Source organism: Ruegeria sp. AF7, assembly GCF_056541885.1.
In genome coordinates this window covers 38,481-55,136 of sequence record NZ_JBQFYX010000005.1, presented here as the reverse complement: position 1 = coordinate 55,136, position 16,656 = coordinate 38,481, and the positions used below count along the sequence as shown (strand labels likewise).

Genomic DNA, 16,656 nt, shown 5'->3' with positions numbered 1-16,656 from the left:
ATGCAGTATCTTTGGGCGGGGCTGGGATTGCTTTGCGTTGCGATGGCCGCGATTGGGGTTGTTCTGCCTCTTCTTCCAACGGTTCCATTTTTGTTGCTGGCAGCGTTTTTCTTTGCGCGATCCTCTTCACGGTTGCACAACTGGCTTCTGTCGCACCGGATTTTCGGGCCAATGATACTGGATTGGCAGAGTTCGGGCGCAATACGTCCGGCCGCAAAAAAGGCAGCAACCTTATCGGTCGCCGCCGTTTTAGGGGTGTCTTTGCTCCTATCCGTTCCGCCCTTCGTGCTGATCCTTCAGGTCATTGTTCTGGGCGGCGTCCTGATATTTATCTGGACGCGCCCTAACGGCTGAGCTTTGCACAAAGATCGTCAAGCTGATCCAGGTTTTCATATGTCAGAACAACCTGACCGGATTCCGTTCCCGCCTTGTGGTTGATTGATACTTTCATTGCCAGAATCGCAGACAGGTCTTTTTCCAGCGCGCGTGTATCAGCATCTTTTCCGGCATCCAGATTCCTGGATCTGGGAGCAGGTCGTGCAGTGTCGCCCTGCTGCTGTTTCTTGACCAGCGCCTCGGTAGCGCGCACAGACAGACCATCCTTGACGATCAGTTTTGCCAATTCCGAGGGATTTTCCGCCGTAATCAGCGCCCGCGCATGACCAGCCGATAATTTCCCTTCAATTACAAGAGTTTGCACGTCAATTGGCAGAGACAAAAGCCGCAACAGGTTCGCAATATGGCTGCGGCTTTTCCCCAAAGCCTCAGCAAGCTTTTCCTGCGTGTGGCCAAAGCGATCCATCAACTGCCTGTATCCGGCGGCCTCTTCCACTGCGTTCAGATCAGCGCGCTGGATGTTTTCGATGATCGCAACTTCCAGTACCTCGGTATCATCGAATTCGCGCACAATCACAGGGATCTCGTGCAGCTGCGCCATCTGAGCAGCCCGCCACCGGCGTTCACCAGCGACGATTTCGTATTCTCCAACCCCTGTTGGACGTACGATCAAGGGTTGGATGATACCTTTTTCCCGAACCGACGCGGCAAGCTCATCCAATTGTTCGGGCTGAAATGTGCGTCGCGGCTGATTTGGGTTTGCCTTCAGCTTTTCAATCGGAACCTTCAGATCAGGTCTGCGCACGTCAGATGGTACTCGGTTGCCCGCCTCTGGATTAACGTCCGCCATGAGTGCGGATAATCCGCGGCCCAACCCTCTGGATTTCGCTTTCCTGGTGCTCATGTCGGCCTCCTCTCCACCGCTCATGCTGCGGTCTTGTTGTTCTTATGCATGATCTCACGGGCCAGATGCCGATACGCCATCGCACCAAGTGATCCCGAGTCATACTGCAATACCGGCAGCGCATAGGATGGCGCCTCGCTGACCCGCACATTCCTGGGTATCTTTGTTTTAAAAACCATCTCGCCCAAATTGTCACGCGCATCCTTTTCGACCTGGCGGGACAAGTTGTTGCGGTTGTCATACATAGTTAACACAACACCTTCGATTCTCAGGTCTGGATTCGCGGTTTGCCGGACCTCCCGAATTGTCAGCATCAATTGCGAAAGACCCTCCAGCGCAAAGAACTCACTTTGCAGCGGTACTAGGACAGAATGGGCGGCAACCATCGCGTTTACCGTCAAGAGGTTCAGTGACGGCGGGCAATCTATCAGGATGAAATCCAGCTCAAACGCGTCCACCGCCGTCTGACGCAGCGCATCATGCAAAAGATAACTGCGTTTTTCGTTGGAAATCAGCTCGATATCCGCCGAGCTCAGGTCGACCGTTGCAGGGACAACCAAAAGGTTCTCGATCTCCGTCTCTTGAACCACTGCCTCCAAAGGCGCGTCGTCCAGAATGAGGTCATAAGTGGTCCAATCCCGATCTTCGACCCCTAATCCGGTGGATGCGTTCCCTTGTGGATCGAGGTCAACCACTAACACCCTGCAACCAGCTTCGGCCAGTCCTGCCGCCAGGTTGATCGCTGTGGTTGTTTTCCCTACTCCGCCCTTCTGATTGGCAACCGCAATTATCCGGGGTCCGGACGGTCGAGACAGATCAACCACGTGATACTCCTTTGATCTTAAGGATAACGGCCTGAGGTTCAGTTAAACTTGTAATGGCCTCAGCATCGAAATTCCATTCCCCGCGCGCTTCTTCCAGCTCTTTTTTCCAGTTTGCACCTTTGGGCAACAGCGCGGTCCCGTTTTCACCTAAATGTCTGTCACAAAACGATAACAATGTACGCAAATCCGCCAGCGCGCGCGCCGAAACGATGTTTGCACCCAGGGGTTCAACCACCTCAATCCGCTTGGTAATCACTTTACACGACACGCCACATTTACGGGCGACGTTACGAAGAAAAGCCGATTTTCTCTGGTCGCTCTCCACAAGAGAGAAACTGGCGGCCGGAACCTCCTCGGCAGCAATGATGGCGCACACCATTCCGGGGAACCCGCCGCCACTGCCAAGGTCCACCCAGGTGTCAAACGTTTCAACGCATCGAAAAACCTGGACAGAATCCAGAATATGTCGGTCCCAGATGAATTCCAGACTATTGCGTGAAACAAGATTTATCCTGGGGTTCCAGCGGTTCACCAGATCAACATAGATTTTCAGACGCTCAAATGTTTCACGTGAAACATTCAAGCCATCAAACTTGGAATAATCGACCGTCATGCCTGGCGTGCTCGTTGATCCCGGCGCAATTTCGCCAGAACAAGGGTCAGGGCAGCCGGAGTAACGCCTTCGACACGGCTTGCTTGCGCTATGTTTGATGGCTTGGCCTGCGACAATTTTTGCTTCATCTCAGAAGACAGCCCGTCCAAGCCAAAATAGTCAAACTCACGTGGGATAACATAGGATTCATCCCGCTTCATGGCCTCAACATCGCGCTTTTGCCGATCGATATAGTTTGCGTAAAGCGCGTCGCGTTCGATTTGAAGCCGGATCGCCACGTCTACATCTTGTAGATCAGGTATCAGAGGGATCAAGTCTTCGAAGGATGTATCCGGAAATGCCAGAATCGCCATTCCATCTCGGCGGTTTCCATCCTGGTTGACGTTGATCCCGGCTGAAAGAACTTCCTTGGGTGTGTATGTGCGTGCGGTCAGCTTGGATTTCGCCGCATCAAGCTGGCTCATTTTCATTTCAAAATGCGTCTGACGCTTCTCTCCGACGCAGCCAAGTTCCAACCCAATCGGCGTCAACCGTTGATCGGCATTGTCTGCGCGCAAAGACAGACGGAATTCAGCCCTTGAGGTAAACATTCGATAGGGCTCTGCCACACCACGAGTCGTCAGGTCGTCTATCATCACGCCAATATAGCTGTCTGATCTTGTGAAAAAGACCGGTTCGCGGCCCTGTACGTCCAGCGCCGCGTTGAGACCGGCAACCATCCCTTGTGCCGCTGCCTCCTCATATCCTGTGGTTCCGTTGATCTGCCCTGCCAGATATAGTCCCGGAACGTCGGGTAGCGACAAGGACGCGGTTAAGATACGAGGGTCCACATAATCATATTCAATCGCATAGCCCGGTTGCAGAATATCCGCTTTTTCAAGCCCTTTGATCGACCGAACATATTCCAATTGCACGTCCTGAGGCAGTGACGTTGAAATACCGTTGGGATAAATCGTGTGGTCATTTACGCCTTCGGGCTCAAGGAAAACCTGATGCGAGTCCTTATCTGCAAAGCGCACAATCTTGTCCTCGATCGAAGGGCAGTATCTTGGGCCTATGCCATCGATATGGCCACCATACATCGCCGATTTTGAGAGGTTTGCTTCGATGATTTCATGCGTCTTTTCATTGGTATGTGTAATACCGCAGGAGATCTGAGGCGCGACAACCGATGTTGACAGGAAAGAAAACAAGGTCGGGTCCTCATCCCCGTCTTGTTTTTCCAAACCCGACCAGTCGATCGTACGCCCATCCAGACGCGGCGGTGTGCCGGTTTTCAAGCGTCCCAGCGGAAGGTTAAAGCTATCCAACCTCTCGGCCAGTTTTATTGACGGGCGATCTCCCATCCGCCCACCAGCCCGTGACACGTCGCCGATATGGATGACGCCGCGCAGAAAGGTTCCGGAAGTCAGAACAACGGCTTTGGCGTGAATTTCCGACCCATCTCCGAGCACGACACCGGCGACACGGTGTCCATCCATCAGAAAATCTACAACCTCCCCAACGATAACGGACAGGTTTTCCTGATTGCTGATTTCGTTTTGCATCGCCGCCCGGTACAAGGCGCGATCAGCCTGCGTTCTGGGACCCTGAACAGCCGGACCTTTTCGCCGGTTTAACAGTCGAAACTGAATACCAGCCTGGTCAGCGACACGGCCCATTACACCATCTAGCGCGTCAATCTCTCGTACCAGATGTCCCTTCCCCAACCCGCCGATGGCCGGGTTGCAGGACATGACCCCGATATCGGTCGCGGATAATGTCACCAAAGCGGTTTTCGCACCCATCCTGGCAGCGGCGTGCGCAGCCTCCGTACCGGCATGACCAGCCCCAACCACGATGACATCAATGTTTGAATGTTTCACGTGAAACAATCCTTATTTTCCCAAACAAAAGCTGGAGAAGATTTCATCCAACAGTGTTTCGACATCTATTCTGCCAACCAGAGATTCAAGTCCCCGTATGGCGGTTCTTAACTCCTCCGCAGCGATATCATACAGGTCCGGGCCTGATTCCAGAACCGTGATCGCAGCAGCAAGTGAATCCGATGCCTTATTCATCGCAGCGCGGTGGCGCTCACGCGTGGCAATACCATGTGTTGTGGTTCTATCACTCAAGACCCACGAAATCTGGTCTACAAGCGCGTCAATCCCCTGTCCTGTCTTTCCTGAAACACCTTCAGCAGCGCCCTCTCGCAAGTCCGCTTTGGGTAGAACGTGGATATCGCCATCCTGCATGGCCACACCCAGATCTTCCGGTGCTTCAGCCAGGAAAACGCGCAGGTCCGCCGCATCTGCCCGTTTTCGAGCCAGCTCGATCCCAAGATTTTCGACATGATCTTCGGTATCCCGCAACCCGGCCGTATCCAGCAATGTCACCGGCAAACCAGCCAGATCCATTCGAACCTCGATCACGTCCCGGGTCGTGCCTGCGTATTCCGAAGTAATCGCAGCCTCGCGCCCCGCAAGCGCGTTCAGCAGGGTTGATTTTCCTGCATTGGGAAGACCGACAATAGCCACTTCAAATCCGGTACGAATACGCTCGGCGATCTTTACCCCATCAGCTTCTCGACGAAGATCTGCCAGAACACCGCTTGTCAAACTACGGACTTCCGGCGTGACGTCAGTGGGGACGTCTTCATCAGCGAAATCTATGACCGCTTCCAGCAACGATGCCGCGCGGATCAAATCGCGCCGCCAGCGCTCGGCCAGCGTGCCAAGCTCACCGGCCAGAATGGTTTGGGCCTGCTTACGCTGTGCCTCGGTTTCCGCGTCAATCAGATCTGCCAGGCCTTCGACCTGTGTCAGATCCATCTTGCCATTTTCAAGGGCCCGGCGTGTAAACTCACCCGGGTCCGCCAGTCGCAGCCCATCGGTGTTCGACAAACAACGCAGAACCGCATTGACCGAGGCCGTGCTGCCGTGGATCTGAAGTTCTGCCACGTCTTCACCGGTGAAACTTGCCGGTGCCTGAAATGTCAGAACCAGACCATCATCTAGATGTGATCCATCCTGATCCCGCAGGGTGCGCAAGACCATTCCCCGCTTGGGCAGTTCCGCGCCGCACAGATATGCGGCTGCGGAATGCGCTTCGGGGCCAGAGAGGCGAATGACCGCCACCCCTGCTTTGCCTTGCGCGCTGGCCAAGGCGAATATCGTATCCATTCGAAGGCCTCGCTGGGGTCTAAGACCTGTGTCAGGTGTTCATCGAATCGAAGAACTCGCCGTTTGTCTTCGTCTGTTTCAACTTCGACAACAAGAACTCGATTGCGTCGGTGGTGCCCATCGGATTGAGGATACGGCGCAGAACGAAGGTCTTGGCCAGATCGCCCTTGTCGACCAGCAGGTCCTCTTTCCGAGTACCGGATTTAAGGATGTCGATCGCCGGGAACACGCGTTTGTCTGCAATCTTGCGGTCCAGAACGATTTCCGAGTTACCAGTACCTTTGAATTCTTCAAAGATCACCTCGTCCATCCGGCTGCCGGTATCGATCAGCGCGGTGGCGATAATGGTCAGCGATCCACCCTCTTCAATATTCCGGGCCGCACCGAAGAAACGCTTGGGCCGCTGCAACGCATTCGCATCCACACCACCGGTCAGAACTTTACCCGAGGACGGAACAACGGTGTTAAACGCCCTACCAAGTCTTGTGATCGAGTCGAGAAGAATAACAACATCTCGTTTATGTTCGACCAAACGCTTGGCCTTTTCAATGACCATCTCCGACACGGCCACGTGACGCGTTGCGGGCTCATCGAAGGTTGACGACACAACCTCACCCTTAACCGAGCGCTGCATGTCGGTCACTTCTTCCGGGCGTTCGTCGATCAGCAGGACGATCAGATAACACTCCGGGTGGTTCTGTTCGATCGAATGCGCGATGTTCTGCAGGATCACGGTTTTACCGGTCCGCGGCGGTGCCACGATCAATGAACGCTGACCTTTACCGATCGGCGCAACCAGATCGATCACGCGCGCTGACTTATCCTTGATGGTGGGGTCTTCGATTTCCATCTTCAGACGCTCATCCGGGTACAGAGGCGTCAGGTTGTCGAACAGGATCTTGTGCTTGGCCTTTTCGGGATCTTCAAAGTTGATCATGGTGACTTTGGTTAGCGCGAAATAACGCTCATTCTCATCCGGCGCCTTGATCTCGCCTTCGACCGTGTCCCCGGTCCGCAATGAGTGCAGACGGATCATATCGGGCGAGACATAGATATCATCAGGGCCCGGCAGATAGTTCGCCTCGGGCGAGCGCAGAAAGCCGAACCCGTCCTGTAGCACTTCCAGTACGCCATCACCGCCGACGGTCCAGCCATCATCGGCACGTTCGCGCAGAATCTGGAACATCATTTCGCCCTTACGCATAGTCGAGGCGTTTTCGATCTCCAGCTCTTCGGCCATGGCCAGAAGGTCTTTGGGGCTTTTGGCTTTCAGGTCGGCCAGATTCAGGGATTCATTGGACATGATACATACCTTCACCGCTGAGAACGCGGCTTGAAGTGGAATTTCAGTACGGAAAATACGCCGCCCGGACGGGCGTGTTGTGATCTACATAAGCGCAGCGACGTTCGGAGTCAAACAGGCGTTCAGAACTTCAGAATGACCGCCAGAACGATGGCAACCATCAGAATGGTCGGAACCTCGTTCATCATGCGATACTGCCGCCCAGTGAGCTTATTCTGGCCTGCCAGGAAATCCTTCCTTCGGGCCATAAGCCAATGGTGGAACCAGGTCATCGCGATCACGCCCGCACCTTTGACCCAGGGCCATGCAAAATCCCATCCGACGATCCCCGGTGTGAACACCATGATCAGCCCGCATACCCAGGTTACAACCATCGCGGGGCGCATGATCACCCGCAGCAGCTTGTCTTCCATTTCAAAGAAGATGTCTTGCGCGCCCTCTACGGCCTGCGCTTTTTCGACGTGATAAACAAACAGCCGTGGTAAATAGAACAAGCCCGCCATCCATGAGATTACGGCCATGATATGTAATGACTTCACCCACGGGTAAATCGTGAAAAGAAGGTCTGTCATGCCGGCTCCGAACGTTGTTCGGAACTCTCCCTAATAAAAAAATATGAAAAGAAAAAGGATGATGGTTTTGTAGGGTGCCAAAAATCCGTGGATTACTTTTTTACCCTAGCGTTTTCCCCAAGGGGACAGAATATCTGAGATCGCCAGTGATTCTGTTAATAGTGGGAAATTAATATAAAGATCAAATATTTACAATGGTTCTACCATACTTGATCTGTGGATAACCCGATGGGTATCGCTGGATAGATCTGTTATCCCAAGAGTTGGAGTTATCCTTGTCCCAACAGGATGAGATTTGAGCGACTCGGGGATCTTTGCCACAAAATTCCCGGGGTTGCGTGTCAACCGGAAAACCATACAAAACACCCCAGAACTCTCATCGATTTGCACACGGGGTTTTCCACATGTCTGTCCCCATTCTTCTGGCTTCGGGATCCGTTATTCGCGCGCAGTTGCTCAGGAACGCAGGTGTGCCGTTTGTGGTTCAAACGGCGCGCGTGGATGAAGAGGCGGTCAAAAGGGCGTTGCTGGCAGAGGATGCCGCACCACGCGATATTGCCGACACGCTGGCCGAGATCAAAGCGCGTAAGGTCAGCGACAAGAACCCCGGCGCCATGGTGATCGGGTGTGATCAGGTGCTGGATTTCGAAGGGCAGCTGCTGTCAAAGCCCGAAACCCCGGAACAGGCGCTGGCCCAACTGAAAGCCATGCGCGGCAAGCGGCACATGCTTTTGTCCGCAGCTGTGATCTATCAGGACGGTGAGCCGATCTGGAGGCATGTAGGGCAAGTGCGTCTGCGGATGCGGGCCAGTTCCGATGCCTATCTGAAAGACTATGTTGCGCGGAACTGGGACAGCATTCGCCATGCCGTCGGAGCCTACAAGCTGGAAGAAGAAGGTGTCCGCCTGTTCGCCACCATTGACGGCGACTATTTTAACGTTTTGGGTATGCCCCTGTTAGAGCTTCTCAATTTTCTGGCTGTCAAAGGGATGATCGAGCAATGACGGACAATCGGGTTCCTTTGGCCGGAGTGATTGGGCATCCCATCGGGCATTCGCGCTCTCCTAAGCTGCACGGGCATTGGTTAAAGACCTATGGGCTTGCCGGGCATTATATCCCGATGGACGTCGCCTCTGCTGATCTGGAGACTGTGCTGCGAACCCTGCCCAAAGCGGGCTTTGTCGGGGCCAACGTGACCGTTCCGCACAAAGAAGCGGCGTTGAAGATCGCAGATCATGTTTCTGACCGTGCAACCGTGATTGGTGCTGCAAATACACTGGTGTTCCGAACTGATGGTTCGATACATGCAGATAACACCGACGGGTACGGGTTTATGGAAAACCTGCGCAGTGGCGCACCTGACTGGAATGCGAAAGATGGCCCGGCGGTTGTGTTTGGTGCCGGGGGTGCTGCCCGTGCCGTTTTGCAGGCCTTGTCTGATGCCGGGGTGCCGGAAATCCTGCTGACCAACCGAACCCGCGCCCGCGCGGATCATCTGAAGGAAGAGTTCGGCCAACGCATTCGCGTGGTCGATTGGGTTCAGGCGGGGAATGTCATCGAAAATGCCGAACTGGTGGTCAATACGACCTCACTGGGGATGCAGGGCCAGCCAGAGCTGCGCGTGCCGCTGGATGGGTTGCAGCCTGGTGCCGTGGTAACGGACCTGGTCTATGCCCCGTTGAAAACCCGCCTGCTGCAAACTGCCGAGGAGGCCGGATGCACCACAGTCGATGGTCTTGGGATGTTGCTGCATCAGGCCGTTCCCGGGTTTGAACGATGGTTTGGGGTCCGCCCCGAAGTAGACGCGGATACGCGCGCGGCGGCCCTGGCATGAGTTTTGCGCTTGGCCTGACAGGCTCAATCGGTATGGGGAAAAGCACCACGGCGCAGATGTTCGTTGAAGAAGGGTGCGCATTGTGGGATGCGGATGCGGCGGTGCATCGGCTGTATGCCATTGGTGGAGCAGCGGTTGAACCAATGCGGGCAGCCTTTCCTGATGCGATACTTGACGGGGCGGTTAGCCGAAACGCGTTGAAACGGATTATCGCGGATGACCCGACCACGTTGAAAACGATTGAGGCGATTGTGCATCCACTGGTCGCTGCTGACCGCGCAGAATTTCGCGAAAGCGCTACAAGCGACATCCTGGTGTTCGATATTCCGCTTTTGTTTGAAACGGGCGGTGATGCAGCAATGGATGCGGTGGCCTGTGTTTCTATCCCGGCCGAAGACCAAAAACGGCGCGTGATGGAACGGGGCACGATGACCGAGGCGCAGTTCGAGCAAATCCGCGCCAAGCAGATGCCGAACGATGAAAAATGCGCGCGGTCGGATTTTGTGATCGTGACCGATACTCTGGACCACGCCCGCGCGCAGGTGCAGGATGTGGTCAGGCAGATACGGGCGGGGATGGCACATGCGTGAGATTGTACTGGATACCGAAACCACCGGGTTTGACCCCGAAAGCGGGGATCGGATTGTGGAAATCGGCGCCGTTGAGCTGTGGAACCACGTTGCCACCGGTGAAACCTATCACGTCTATATCAACCCCGAACGCTCGATGCCGGAAGAGGCGTTTGGCGTGCATGGTATTGGTCCCGATCTGCTGGACACCCCGCGCCCGCCAGAAAAGGGCGAAGTGACACTGAAAGACAAGCCGGTCTTTGCAAAGGTTGGCCACGGGTTTCGCGAATTTGTTGGCGATGCGCGGTTGGTGATCCACAACGCCTCATTCGACATGAAGTTCCTGAATGCCGAGCTGAAATGGATGGGTGCCCCGCTTATCCCAATGGAGCAGGCGTTGGATACACTGGCAATTGCCCGCAAACGGTTCCCCGGTTCGCCAGCGTCACTGGATGCGCTGTGCCGTCGCTTTAATATCGACAACTCGAACCGTGTGCTGCACGGCGCGTTGCTCGACTCGGAAATTCTGGCCGAGGTTTACCTGGAATTGATCGGTGGACGGCAGCCTGATTTTGGTCTGTCGACATCCGCATCTTCTGTGGATGGTGGCAGCGATGATTGGCGAGCCACACCGCGCAGCACACCATTGCCATCTCGGATCACCGAGGATGAGCGCGCAGCACATGAAGCTTTCGTGGAAAAACTGGGCGAGAACGCCTTGTGGACCCGCGCCTGATCCGGACAGGCGCGGGTTAAAACCTTACGCGTCGGCTTTTTGGGCCTGTTCGGCCTGACGGCGCATCAATTCATTGCGATAGAGCGCAACGAAATCGATATTGTCCAGGTTGACCGGCGGGAAGCCGCCATCGCGGGTGATGTCGCTGACGATGCGGCGCAGGAACGGGAACAACATGCGCGGGCATTCGATCATCAGGAACGGGTGCAGCTGATCTTCTGGCACACCTTCCACGTGGAACATGCCGCAATAGTCCAGTTCGCACAGGAACAGAATGTCATCCATGCCTTTGGCTTTGGATGTCAGGTTCAGCTTGATCGAAACTTCGAACTGATGGTCCGCCGCGCGCTTCTTGGCGTCCAGGTTCACCTGAACGGCGATTTCGGGTTGTACGTCTCCGGAAACGCCTTTTTGCGCCATCACGTTTTCAAAGGACATATCGCGGATGAACTGCCCCAGAACACGCATCTGAACCTGCGGGGCGGCTTGGGCCGCAGTGTTTTCTGCAGCGTTTTCTTCGGCCATGGATCTACTCCAAAAATGAAATTCGCCACTGCTTAGCAAGTTGGGCGCGGCACCTCAATGCTGGTGGGGGCCTTCCACCCATTTCGAAGGCTTCGAGGGGTCTTTTTTTGGCCGAACTTCGGTGAATTCCCCATCGATGATATCGCCCTGATCGAACGGGTTCCCCCGGGTTTGATATCCGGGGCCCGGCCCCATCTGGAACTGGGTCACGGTAACCTTGGATTTCAGATACCGGAACACGGCGATGCGGACACCGGGAACTAACAACGCAAAACCAACGGCATCAGTGAAAAAGCCTGGTGTCAGCAACAAAGCGCCCGACAACAGGATCATTGCCCCATGGGCCAGCGGTTCGGTTGGATCGTCCAATTCGGCAAAGGACCGTTGCAGCTGTCCAAGCGCCATGCGACCTTGTGTCCGCACCAAAACCGTGCCCAGAACCGCGGTCAGCACTACGATGGCAAGTGTCGGCCACAACCCAATCAAACCACCAACCTGAATAAACAGCGCGATTTCGATTATGGGCACCAACAAAAATGCCAAGAACAGATACATTTGCGTTATCCTTTCCCTTAGGCCGGGCTGTGGACTTGCCACTCACTGTCACCTACATAGTGGCATGAGGCCGTGTATACAAAGTCGCGGCGTTGAAAAGAGAATGAAATGAGCGACAACCCTATGATCCAGCTCCTGGTCCTGGCCGGAATTGCCATTTTCCTGATCCTACGCCTCAAAAGCGTATTGGGCACGCGTGAAGGATTTGAAAAACCGCCTGTGCAGCAACAGCCTGAAGCCCATAAATCGCGCCGCGGTTTCGAGGTGATCGATGGCGGCCCGGATCATGACATTACCGACCATGTCGCCGAAGACAGCGAACAGGCGCAAACACTGGCTGCGATGAAACGGGTCGAGCCCGGTTTTTCGGTCAGTGAGTTCGTTCAGGGTGCGCGCGGTGCGTATGAGATGATTGTGATGGGGTTTGAAAGGGGTAATCTGGATGAAATCCAGCCTTTCCTGTCGGAAGAAGTGTTCGAGACTTTCGTTTCGGTCGTGGCAGCGCGTGAAGATCAGGGCCTGACCATCGAGGCTGAATTCATTGGCGTACGGGAAACCACCCTGACGGATGTGAAATTCGACAAGGATACGAACCAGGCCGAAATCACAATGAAGTTCGTGGGGGAGCTGACCTCGGTCGTTCGGGATCGCGGAGGCGATATCGTGGAAGGCAACCCGAATTCCGTGAAGCGCCAGAAAGACAGCTGGACCTTTGCTCGCGTCATGGGCAAGGACGATCCGAACTGGCTGCTTGTCGCCACGGACGCATGATTGCAACGCTTCGGTCGCTTTTACTGGTGGGTGCAATGACCATCGCCAGCGCTGCCGAAGCCGAGGCAACGCGATCCATACTGTCGTTTGACGATCTGCAGGGCTGGGCCGAGGACGACCACGGCGCGGCCCTTTCCGTATTTCTGAACACGTGCGGTGATCTGGATGATCCGGATTGGCGCGCCTTGTGTGGTGTGGCCAGAACATATGAACCGGATGCTGCCCGCGCCTTTTTCGAGTTATTCTTCCGCCCTGTTCTGGTCGAGGATGACAAAGAGGGCCTGTTTACCGGCTATTTTGAACCCGAGCTTGACGGCGCGCGCACCCGGACAGACCGTTTCAAATACCCGATCTACAAGATGCCACCCGAAGCCCGTGCGGAAGGACCATGGCTGAGCCGTCGTGACATCCTGACCGGCGATGTGATGCAGGGCCGCGGGCTAGAGATTGCCTGGGTCGACGACCCAGTTGAGCTGTTCTTTCTGCAAATTCAGGGCTCGGGGCGTATTCGATTGTCGGATGGCGGTGCGCTGCGGATTGGATATGGTGGTGCGAATGGTCACCCCTATCGGTCGATCGGTGTCGAGTTGGTGCGACGCGGGGTTCTGGGTGCGCATGAGGTCAGCGCCCAGATGATCCGCGCCTGGGTGCGCAAGAACCCCGAGGCCGGTGCCGAGTTGCTGTTTCACAACCCGTCATACGTGTTTTTTCGCGAAGTTTCACGCGTTGCCCCCGAAATTGGACCTTTGGGGGCGATGAACCGGTCGATCACGACAATGCGCTCGATTGCGGCGGACCCCGCCTATACACCATTGGGCGCACCTGTCTGGGTGGAAAAGGACGGTGAAAACCCGTTGCGACGGCTAATGATCGCGCAGGACACAGGCGCGGCCATCAAAGGCGCGCAACGGGCGGACATCTTTTTCGGTACCGGTGAAGAAGCCGGACAGGCTGCGGGCAGGCTGAAAGATCCGGGTCGGATGGTTCTGTTGTTGCCTATTCAGCGCGCCTATGCCCTGTTACCGGATGAATTCTGATGACCCGGCGCAAACTGACAACCGATGAGATCGAGCTTTGGCGCAAGGTCACCAAACAGGCCGAGCGTCTGCATCCGGACTGTCCTCAGACCGTCCATCCGACCACCCTGCCGAAACCCAGGCCCAGAAAAACACCAAAACCCCGGTTTGAGGTGTTTGAGCTTGGTCAGAACCTTCAGCCGAACTCGAAGCCAAACGATCTGAAACCATCGTTGACGGACGCGCTGCGTGCCGCGCCTGTTCAGATGGATATCAAGGCTTTTGGCCGGATGAAGCGCGGTAAGCTAAAGCCCGAAGGCAAGCTGGATCTTCACGGTATGCGGGTTGATACGGCCCATCCTGCGTTGATCCGTTTTATCCTGAGCGCGCAGGCACAAGGTAAACGACTGGTTCTGGTGGTAACCGGCAAGGGCAAGGACCGCGACGAACCCGGCCCAATCCCGACGCCGCGTGGCGTATTACGCAATCAAGTGCCGCATTGGCTGTCCATACCGCCGTTGGCGCAGGCGGTGATGCAGATCACGCCCGCGCATATCAGCCATGGCGGCGACGGCGCTTATTACGTCTATCTCAGGCGAATGCGCTAATAGTCCCGACGGGCGCGGGAAATTCCGGTTCGGACCAGAACGCATACCAGCACGAAAAACACCCCAACCCAGATGAACTGAGTGTTCAGCGAAACGCCAAGGTCAATCAGAACGCCGGTCAGGCCGGGGCCGATGGCCGATCCCAGAACCATGACAGCCGCGGCCATCGCCTTGATCGCACCGATATGTCGGGTTCCGTAGAATTCGGCCCAGAATGCGCTGGGCATCGTGCTGTTTGCCCCAACGGTCAAAGCCAGGAAAACCAGCCCAAGGGTTGCGCCGCCGATTGAATTGGTTGTGCCCAGAATGACAAACCCAAGTGCGATCGGAAGCTGATAGTAGGGCATGATCCGGGCGGTTCCCCATTTATCCAGCGCCCAGCCAGATGCAAACATGGATAGCAGGGATATTCCGGTAAAGATCGGAAATAGCGCCACCAGTTGGATATGCTGCCACCCCTTCACATCAGCCAGATAAACCTGATGAAAGAAAAACGCGGTGATAAATGCGGATGGCCCAAGCACTGATGGCACCATGAACCAGAACAGGGGATGGAACAGAGCGTCCCGGCGGGTCCAGTGTTTTCCCTGCATTCCCGATGCTGAAAACGCGTTGGCGAGGCATTGTGGAGTTCTCTCTTCTCGCAGCAGCCGCATCAGGATCGGAATACCCAACGCCGTGATGCCCGCCGCGGCAATCCACAGCCAACGCCAATCCAGATAAACCATGGCGCCAACAAAGATCAGCGGCAGCAACGCCTCGCCAAGCGCATAGCCGGTGGACGCTATGGAAAGCGCTTTGCCCCGCGTAACCGTGAACCAGCGGGCCATTGCGACCACGGCAAGATGCGTGCTCATCCCCTGCCCAAATAACCGCAACAAAAAAATCACCAACGGCAACAGCAGCAGCCAAGTGTTCAGCGCCATTGCAATCGCGGCCAACGCCAGTCCCGCCAGCACAACCGGGCCCAAAACCCGTACGCGGAAGATATCCGTCAACCCTCCGGCCCAGATCATCACGACGGCGGACAGGGTCGTGCCTAACGTGTACAGCCCACCCCATGCGCCGTGGCTGAGGCCAAATTCCGAGCGGATTTCACCAGCAAAGATCGAGATGAAAAAGGTCTGCCCGAAACTGGACAGAAATGTCAGCAGAACGCCGGCCCCAAGCCAGGTCGCGTTGTCCGCAAGAAACCGGTGCAGGGAAACCCGCGTCACGGATTACTTACCTGGGCCTGGCCGGTTTCAGTCAGCACGATTTCTGTGGCGCCAGCAGGATTGCGCTGGCTTGGCGGCACGAGAATGTCGATCCCGCGCCGGTCATCGCGCCCAAATGTTTCGCTGACCCGGCGCACAGAGCGGAGGATAGTCAATAAGGCCGGAGAAGTAGCAGCCACAAAGTGGGAGGATTCCGCATCGCTGTTGAAGGCAGTCGTATCCAGGATTTCAATCGGATAATCGGACAGCTTCTCGGCCGATCCGATATTGCCAAGCCTTTCACCATCGGCGGTTCCCCTCAACCGGCCGGAGACGTTCAGGACCTTGTCTTTCTTGGACACCATCAGGACAAAAGGATCAGGAGGATTTTTGATACTGTTCATCTGCGACCGAAAAACATCCACATCCAGATCGGGCGATATCAGAATAAGGCCTTCCAGATTTCGCTTTGCCCAGCCCGGCTGTTTCAGTTCGGTTTGCCGTATCATCTCCATTGCCAGCGCGCCGCCCATTGAATGCGCCACAAGGGCCACCCGCCTGATGCCCATCGACTTGAGAAGACGAATGGTTTCTTCCAGCCCATCACGGGCAAACAACATGCTGTCCAGATCATAGGCATAACCATAGCCCGTCGCGCGGCTGGGCCATGAATAGACAAGGATCTGACCGGGTAAACCGATATCATGCGACAGCTGAGCGGCCCGGAACAATGTCTCTGTCTGAGTGGAGTTATAGCCGTGCACAAAAATCGTAACTTCCTCGGCCCCACTCAGCCTGTCTTTCAGCTGTTGCGGCCCGCTTAGCTGATCTACCTCTGCCAGCACGAACTGTTTTCTCGGGTCAGGGTTTGCGTAGGAGAATTTAAGGCTTCCCGGTGAACGGCCCGGTGGTATCGACACGGTCGTTTCCAGAAATTGCAGGCGTTCTGCGCGGCGGAATCCATACGCGCCATCGGGCTCGCGCGCACGCGTCGTGGCCGCAAAAACCGTTTCGGGAGTTCCGATTTCCAATGCAGATGGAAGGGTTTCGGATACAGTCCGGTCAACACATGCCGCCAGCACGACCGGACACAGAATGAAGATTAAGAAACGCAGCACGGACAGCCCCCG

The 16,656-nt window shown here is 55.7% G+C and carries 19 protein-coding genes; 8 read left to right on the top strand and 11 right to left on the bottom strand.

Annotation, left to right across the window (positions count from 1 at the left end; all coding sequences use genetic code 11):
• Positions 1-354, top strand: a complete 354-nt coding sequence (locus ACR0AP_RS11545) for a YbaN family protein (protein WP_480482526.1) — start codon at positions 1-3, stop codon at positions 352-354.
• Here ACR0AP_RS11545 and ACR0AP_RS11540 read toward each other — a convergent pair.
• The 7 genes from ACR0AP_RS11540 to ACR0AP_RS11510 all read right to left on the bottom strand — a co-directional run bounded on the left by ACR0AP_RS11540 (position 344) and on the right by ACR0AP_RS11510 (position 7,716).
• Positions 344-1,240, bottom strand: a complete 897-nt coding sequence (locus tag ACR0AP_RS11540) for a ParB/RepB/Spo0J family partition protein (RefSeq protein WP_480486918.1) — start codon at positions 1,238-1,240, stop codon at positions 344-346. The genes ACR0AP_RS11545 and ACR0AP_RS11540 overlap by 11 nt on opposite strands.
• 20 nt (positions 1,241-1,260) lie before the next feature.
• Positions 1,261-2,064, bottom strand: coding sequence for a ParA family protein (locus ACR0AP_RS11535; RefSeq protein WP_209506882.1), 804 nt, complete (start codon positions 2,062-2,064; stop codon positions 1,261-1,263).
• A complete protein-coding gene (gene rsmG, locus ACR0AP_RS11530; RefSeq protein ID WP_480506861.1) occupies positions 2,057-2,677 on the bottom strand; it encodes a 16S rRNA (guanine(527)-N(7))-methyltransferase RsmG in 621 nt (206 codons plus the stop codon). The genes ACR0AP_RS11535 and rsmG overlap by 8 nt, the downstream gene beginning before the upstream one ends.
• Positions 2,674-4,542, bottom strand: a complete 1,869-nt coding sequence (gene mnmG / locus ACR0AP_RS11525; RefSeq protein WP_480506860.1) for a tRNA uridine-5-carboxymethylaminomethyl(34) synthesis enzyme MnmG — start codon at positions 4,540-4,542, stop codon at positions 2,674-2,676. Before mnmG ends, rsmG begins: the two co-directional genes overlap by 4 nt.
• A gap of 12 nt (positions 4,543-4,554) precedes the next feature.
• Positions 4,555-5,841, bottom strand: coding sequence for a tRNA uridine-5-carboxymethylaminomethyl(34) synthesis GTPase MnmE (gene mnmE, locus ACR0AP_RS11520; protein WP_480506859.1), 1,287 nt, complete (start codon positions 5,839-5,841; stop codon positions 4,555-4,557).
• Between the two features lie 31 nt (positions 5,842-5,872).
• On the bottom strand, positions 5,873-7,144 hold the full coding sequence (gene rho / locus ACR0AP_RS11515) for a transcription termination factor Rho (protein ID WP_267364726.1): 1,272 nt from the start codon (positions 7,142-7,144) through the stop codon (positions 5,873-5,875).
• Positions 7,145-7,266: 122 nt separating this feature from the next.
• Positions 7,267-7,716: a CopD family protein gene (locus tag ACR0AP_RS11510; RefSeq protein WP_209506877.1), complete on the bottom strand. Its 450-nt coding sequence runs from the start codon at positions 7,714-7,716 to the stop codon at positions 7,267-7,269.
• A 404-nt stretch (positions 7,717-8,120) separates the two neighbouring features.
• Here ACR0AP_RS11510 and ACR0AP_RS11505 point away from each other — a divergent pair, with 404 nt between their 5' ends.
• The 4 genes from ACR0AP_RS11505 to dnaQ are packed head-to-tail and all read left to right on the top strand — an operon-like array spanning position 8,121 to position 10,855.
• A complete protein-coding gene (locus ACR0AP_RS11505) occupies positions 8,121-8,720 on the top strand; it encodes a Maf family protein (protein WP_480506858.1) in 600 nt (199 codons plus the stop codon).
• Positions 8,717-9,550, top strand: coding sequence for a shikimate dehydrogenase (locus ACR0AP_RS11500; protein WP_267364724.1), 834 nt, complete (start codon positions 8,717-8,719; stop codon positions 9,548-9,550). Before ACR0AP_RS11505 ends, ACR0AP_RS11500 begins: the two co-directional genes overlap by 4 nt.
• The gene (gene coaE / locus ACR0AP_RS11495) at positions 9,547-10,140 is read left to right on the top strand and encodes a dephospho-CoA kinase (protein WP_480506857.1); all 594 of its coding nucleotides are present in this window, start codon (positions 9,547-9,549) and stop codon (positions 10,138-10,140) included. Before ACR0AP_RS11500 ends, coaE begins: the two co-directional genes overlap by 4 nt.
• A complete protein-coding gene (dnaQ, locus tag ACR0AP_RS11490; protein WP_480506856.1) occupies positions 10,133-10,855 on the top strand; it encodes a DNA polymerase III subunit epsilon in 723 nt (240 codons plus the stop codon). The genes coaE and dnaQ overlap by 8 nt, the downstream gene beginning before the upstream one ends.
• A 24-nt stretch (positions 10,856-10,879) precedes the next feature.
• On the opposite strand, the gene secB is transcribed toward dnaQ, so the two are convergent.
• Positions 10,880-11,380, bottom strand: a complete 501-nt coding sequence (secB, locus tag ACR0AP_RS11485) for a protein-export chaperone SecB (protein WP_209506872.1) — start codon at positions 11,378-11,380, stop codon at positions 10,880-10,882.
• Positions 11,381-11,434: 54 nt separating this feature from the next.
• Positions 11,435-11,935: an FxsA family protein gene (locus ACR0AP_RS11480; RefSeq protein WP_267364719.1), complete on the bottom strand. Its 501-nt coding sequence runs from the start codon at positions 11,933-11,935 to the stop codon at positions 11,435-11,437.
• Positions 11,936-12,043: 108 nt separating this feature from the next.
• Between ACR0AP_RS11480 and ACR0AP_RS11475 the strand changes: the two genes are divergently transcribed.
• From ACR0AP_RS11475 to ACR0AP_RS11465, 3 genes are read left to right on the top strand one after another with little or no spacing between them, the layout of a single operon-like run.
• The gene (locus ACR0AP_RS11475) at positions 12,044-12,706 is read left to right on the top strand and encodes a Tim44/TimA family putative adaptor protein (RefSeq protein ID WP_209506870.1); all 663 of its coding nucleotides are present in this window, start codon (positions 12,044-12,046) and stop codon (positions 12,704-12,706) included.
• Positions 12,703-13,743: a murein transglycosylase A gene (gene mltA / locus ACR0AP_RS11470; protein WP_480506855.1), complete on the top strand. Its 1,041-nt coding sequence runs from the start codon at positions 12,703-12,705 to the stop codon at positions 13,741-13,743. The genes ACR0AP_RS11475 and mltA overlap by 4 nt, the downstream gene beginning before the upstream one ends.
• Positions 13,743-14,330: a Smr/MutS family protein gene (locus tag ACR0AP_RS11465; RefSeq protein WP_480506854.1), complete on the top strand. Its 588-nt coding sequence runs from the start codon at positions 13,743-13,745 to the stop codon at positions 14,328-14,330. The genes mltA and ACR0AP_RS11465 overlap by 1 nt, the downstream gene beginning before the upstream one ends.
• Here ACR0AP_RS11465 and ACR0AP_RS11460 read toward each other — a convergent pair.
• On the bottom strand, positions 14,327-15,547 hold the full coding sequence (locus ACR0AP_RS11460; RefSeq protein WP_480506853.1) for an MFS transporter: 1,221 nt from the start codon (positions 15,545-15,547) through the stop codon (positions 14,327-14,329). The two genes, ACR0AP_RS11465 and ACR0AP_RS11460, sit on opposite strands and share 4 nt — an antisense overlap.
• Entirely contained in the window at positions 15,544-16,644 is a 1,101-nt protein-coding gene (locus ACR0AP_RS11455) for an alpha/beta hydrolase (protein ID WP_480506852.1), read from the bottom strand. Before ACR0AP_RS11455 ends, ACR0AP_RS11460 begins: the two co-directional genes overlap by 4 nt.
• Between the last annotated feature and the right edge of the window lie 12 nt (positions 16,645-16,656).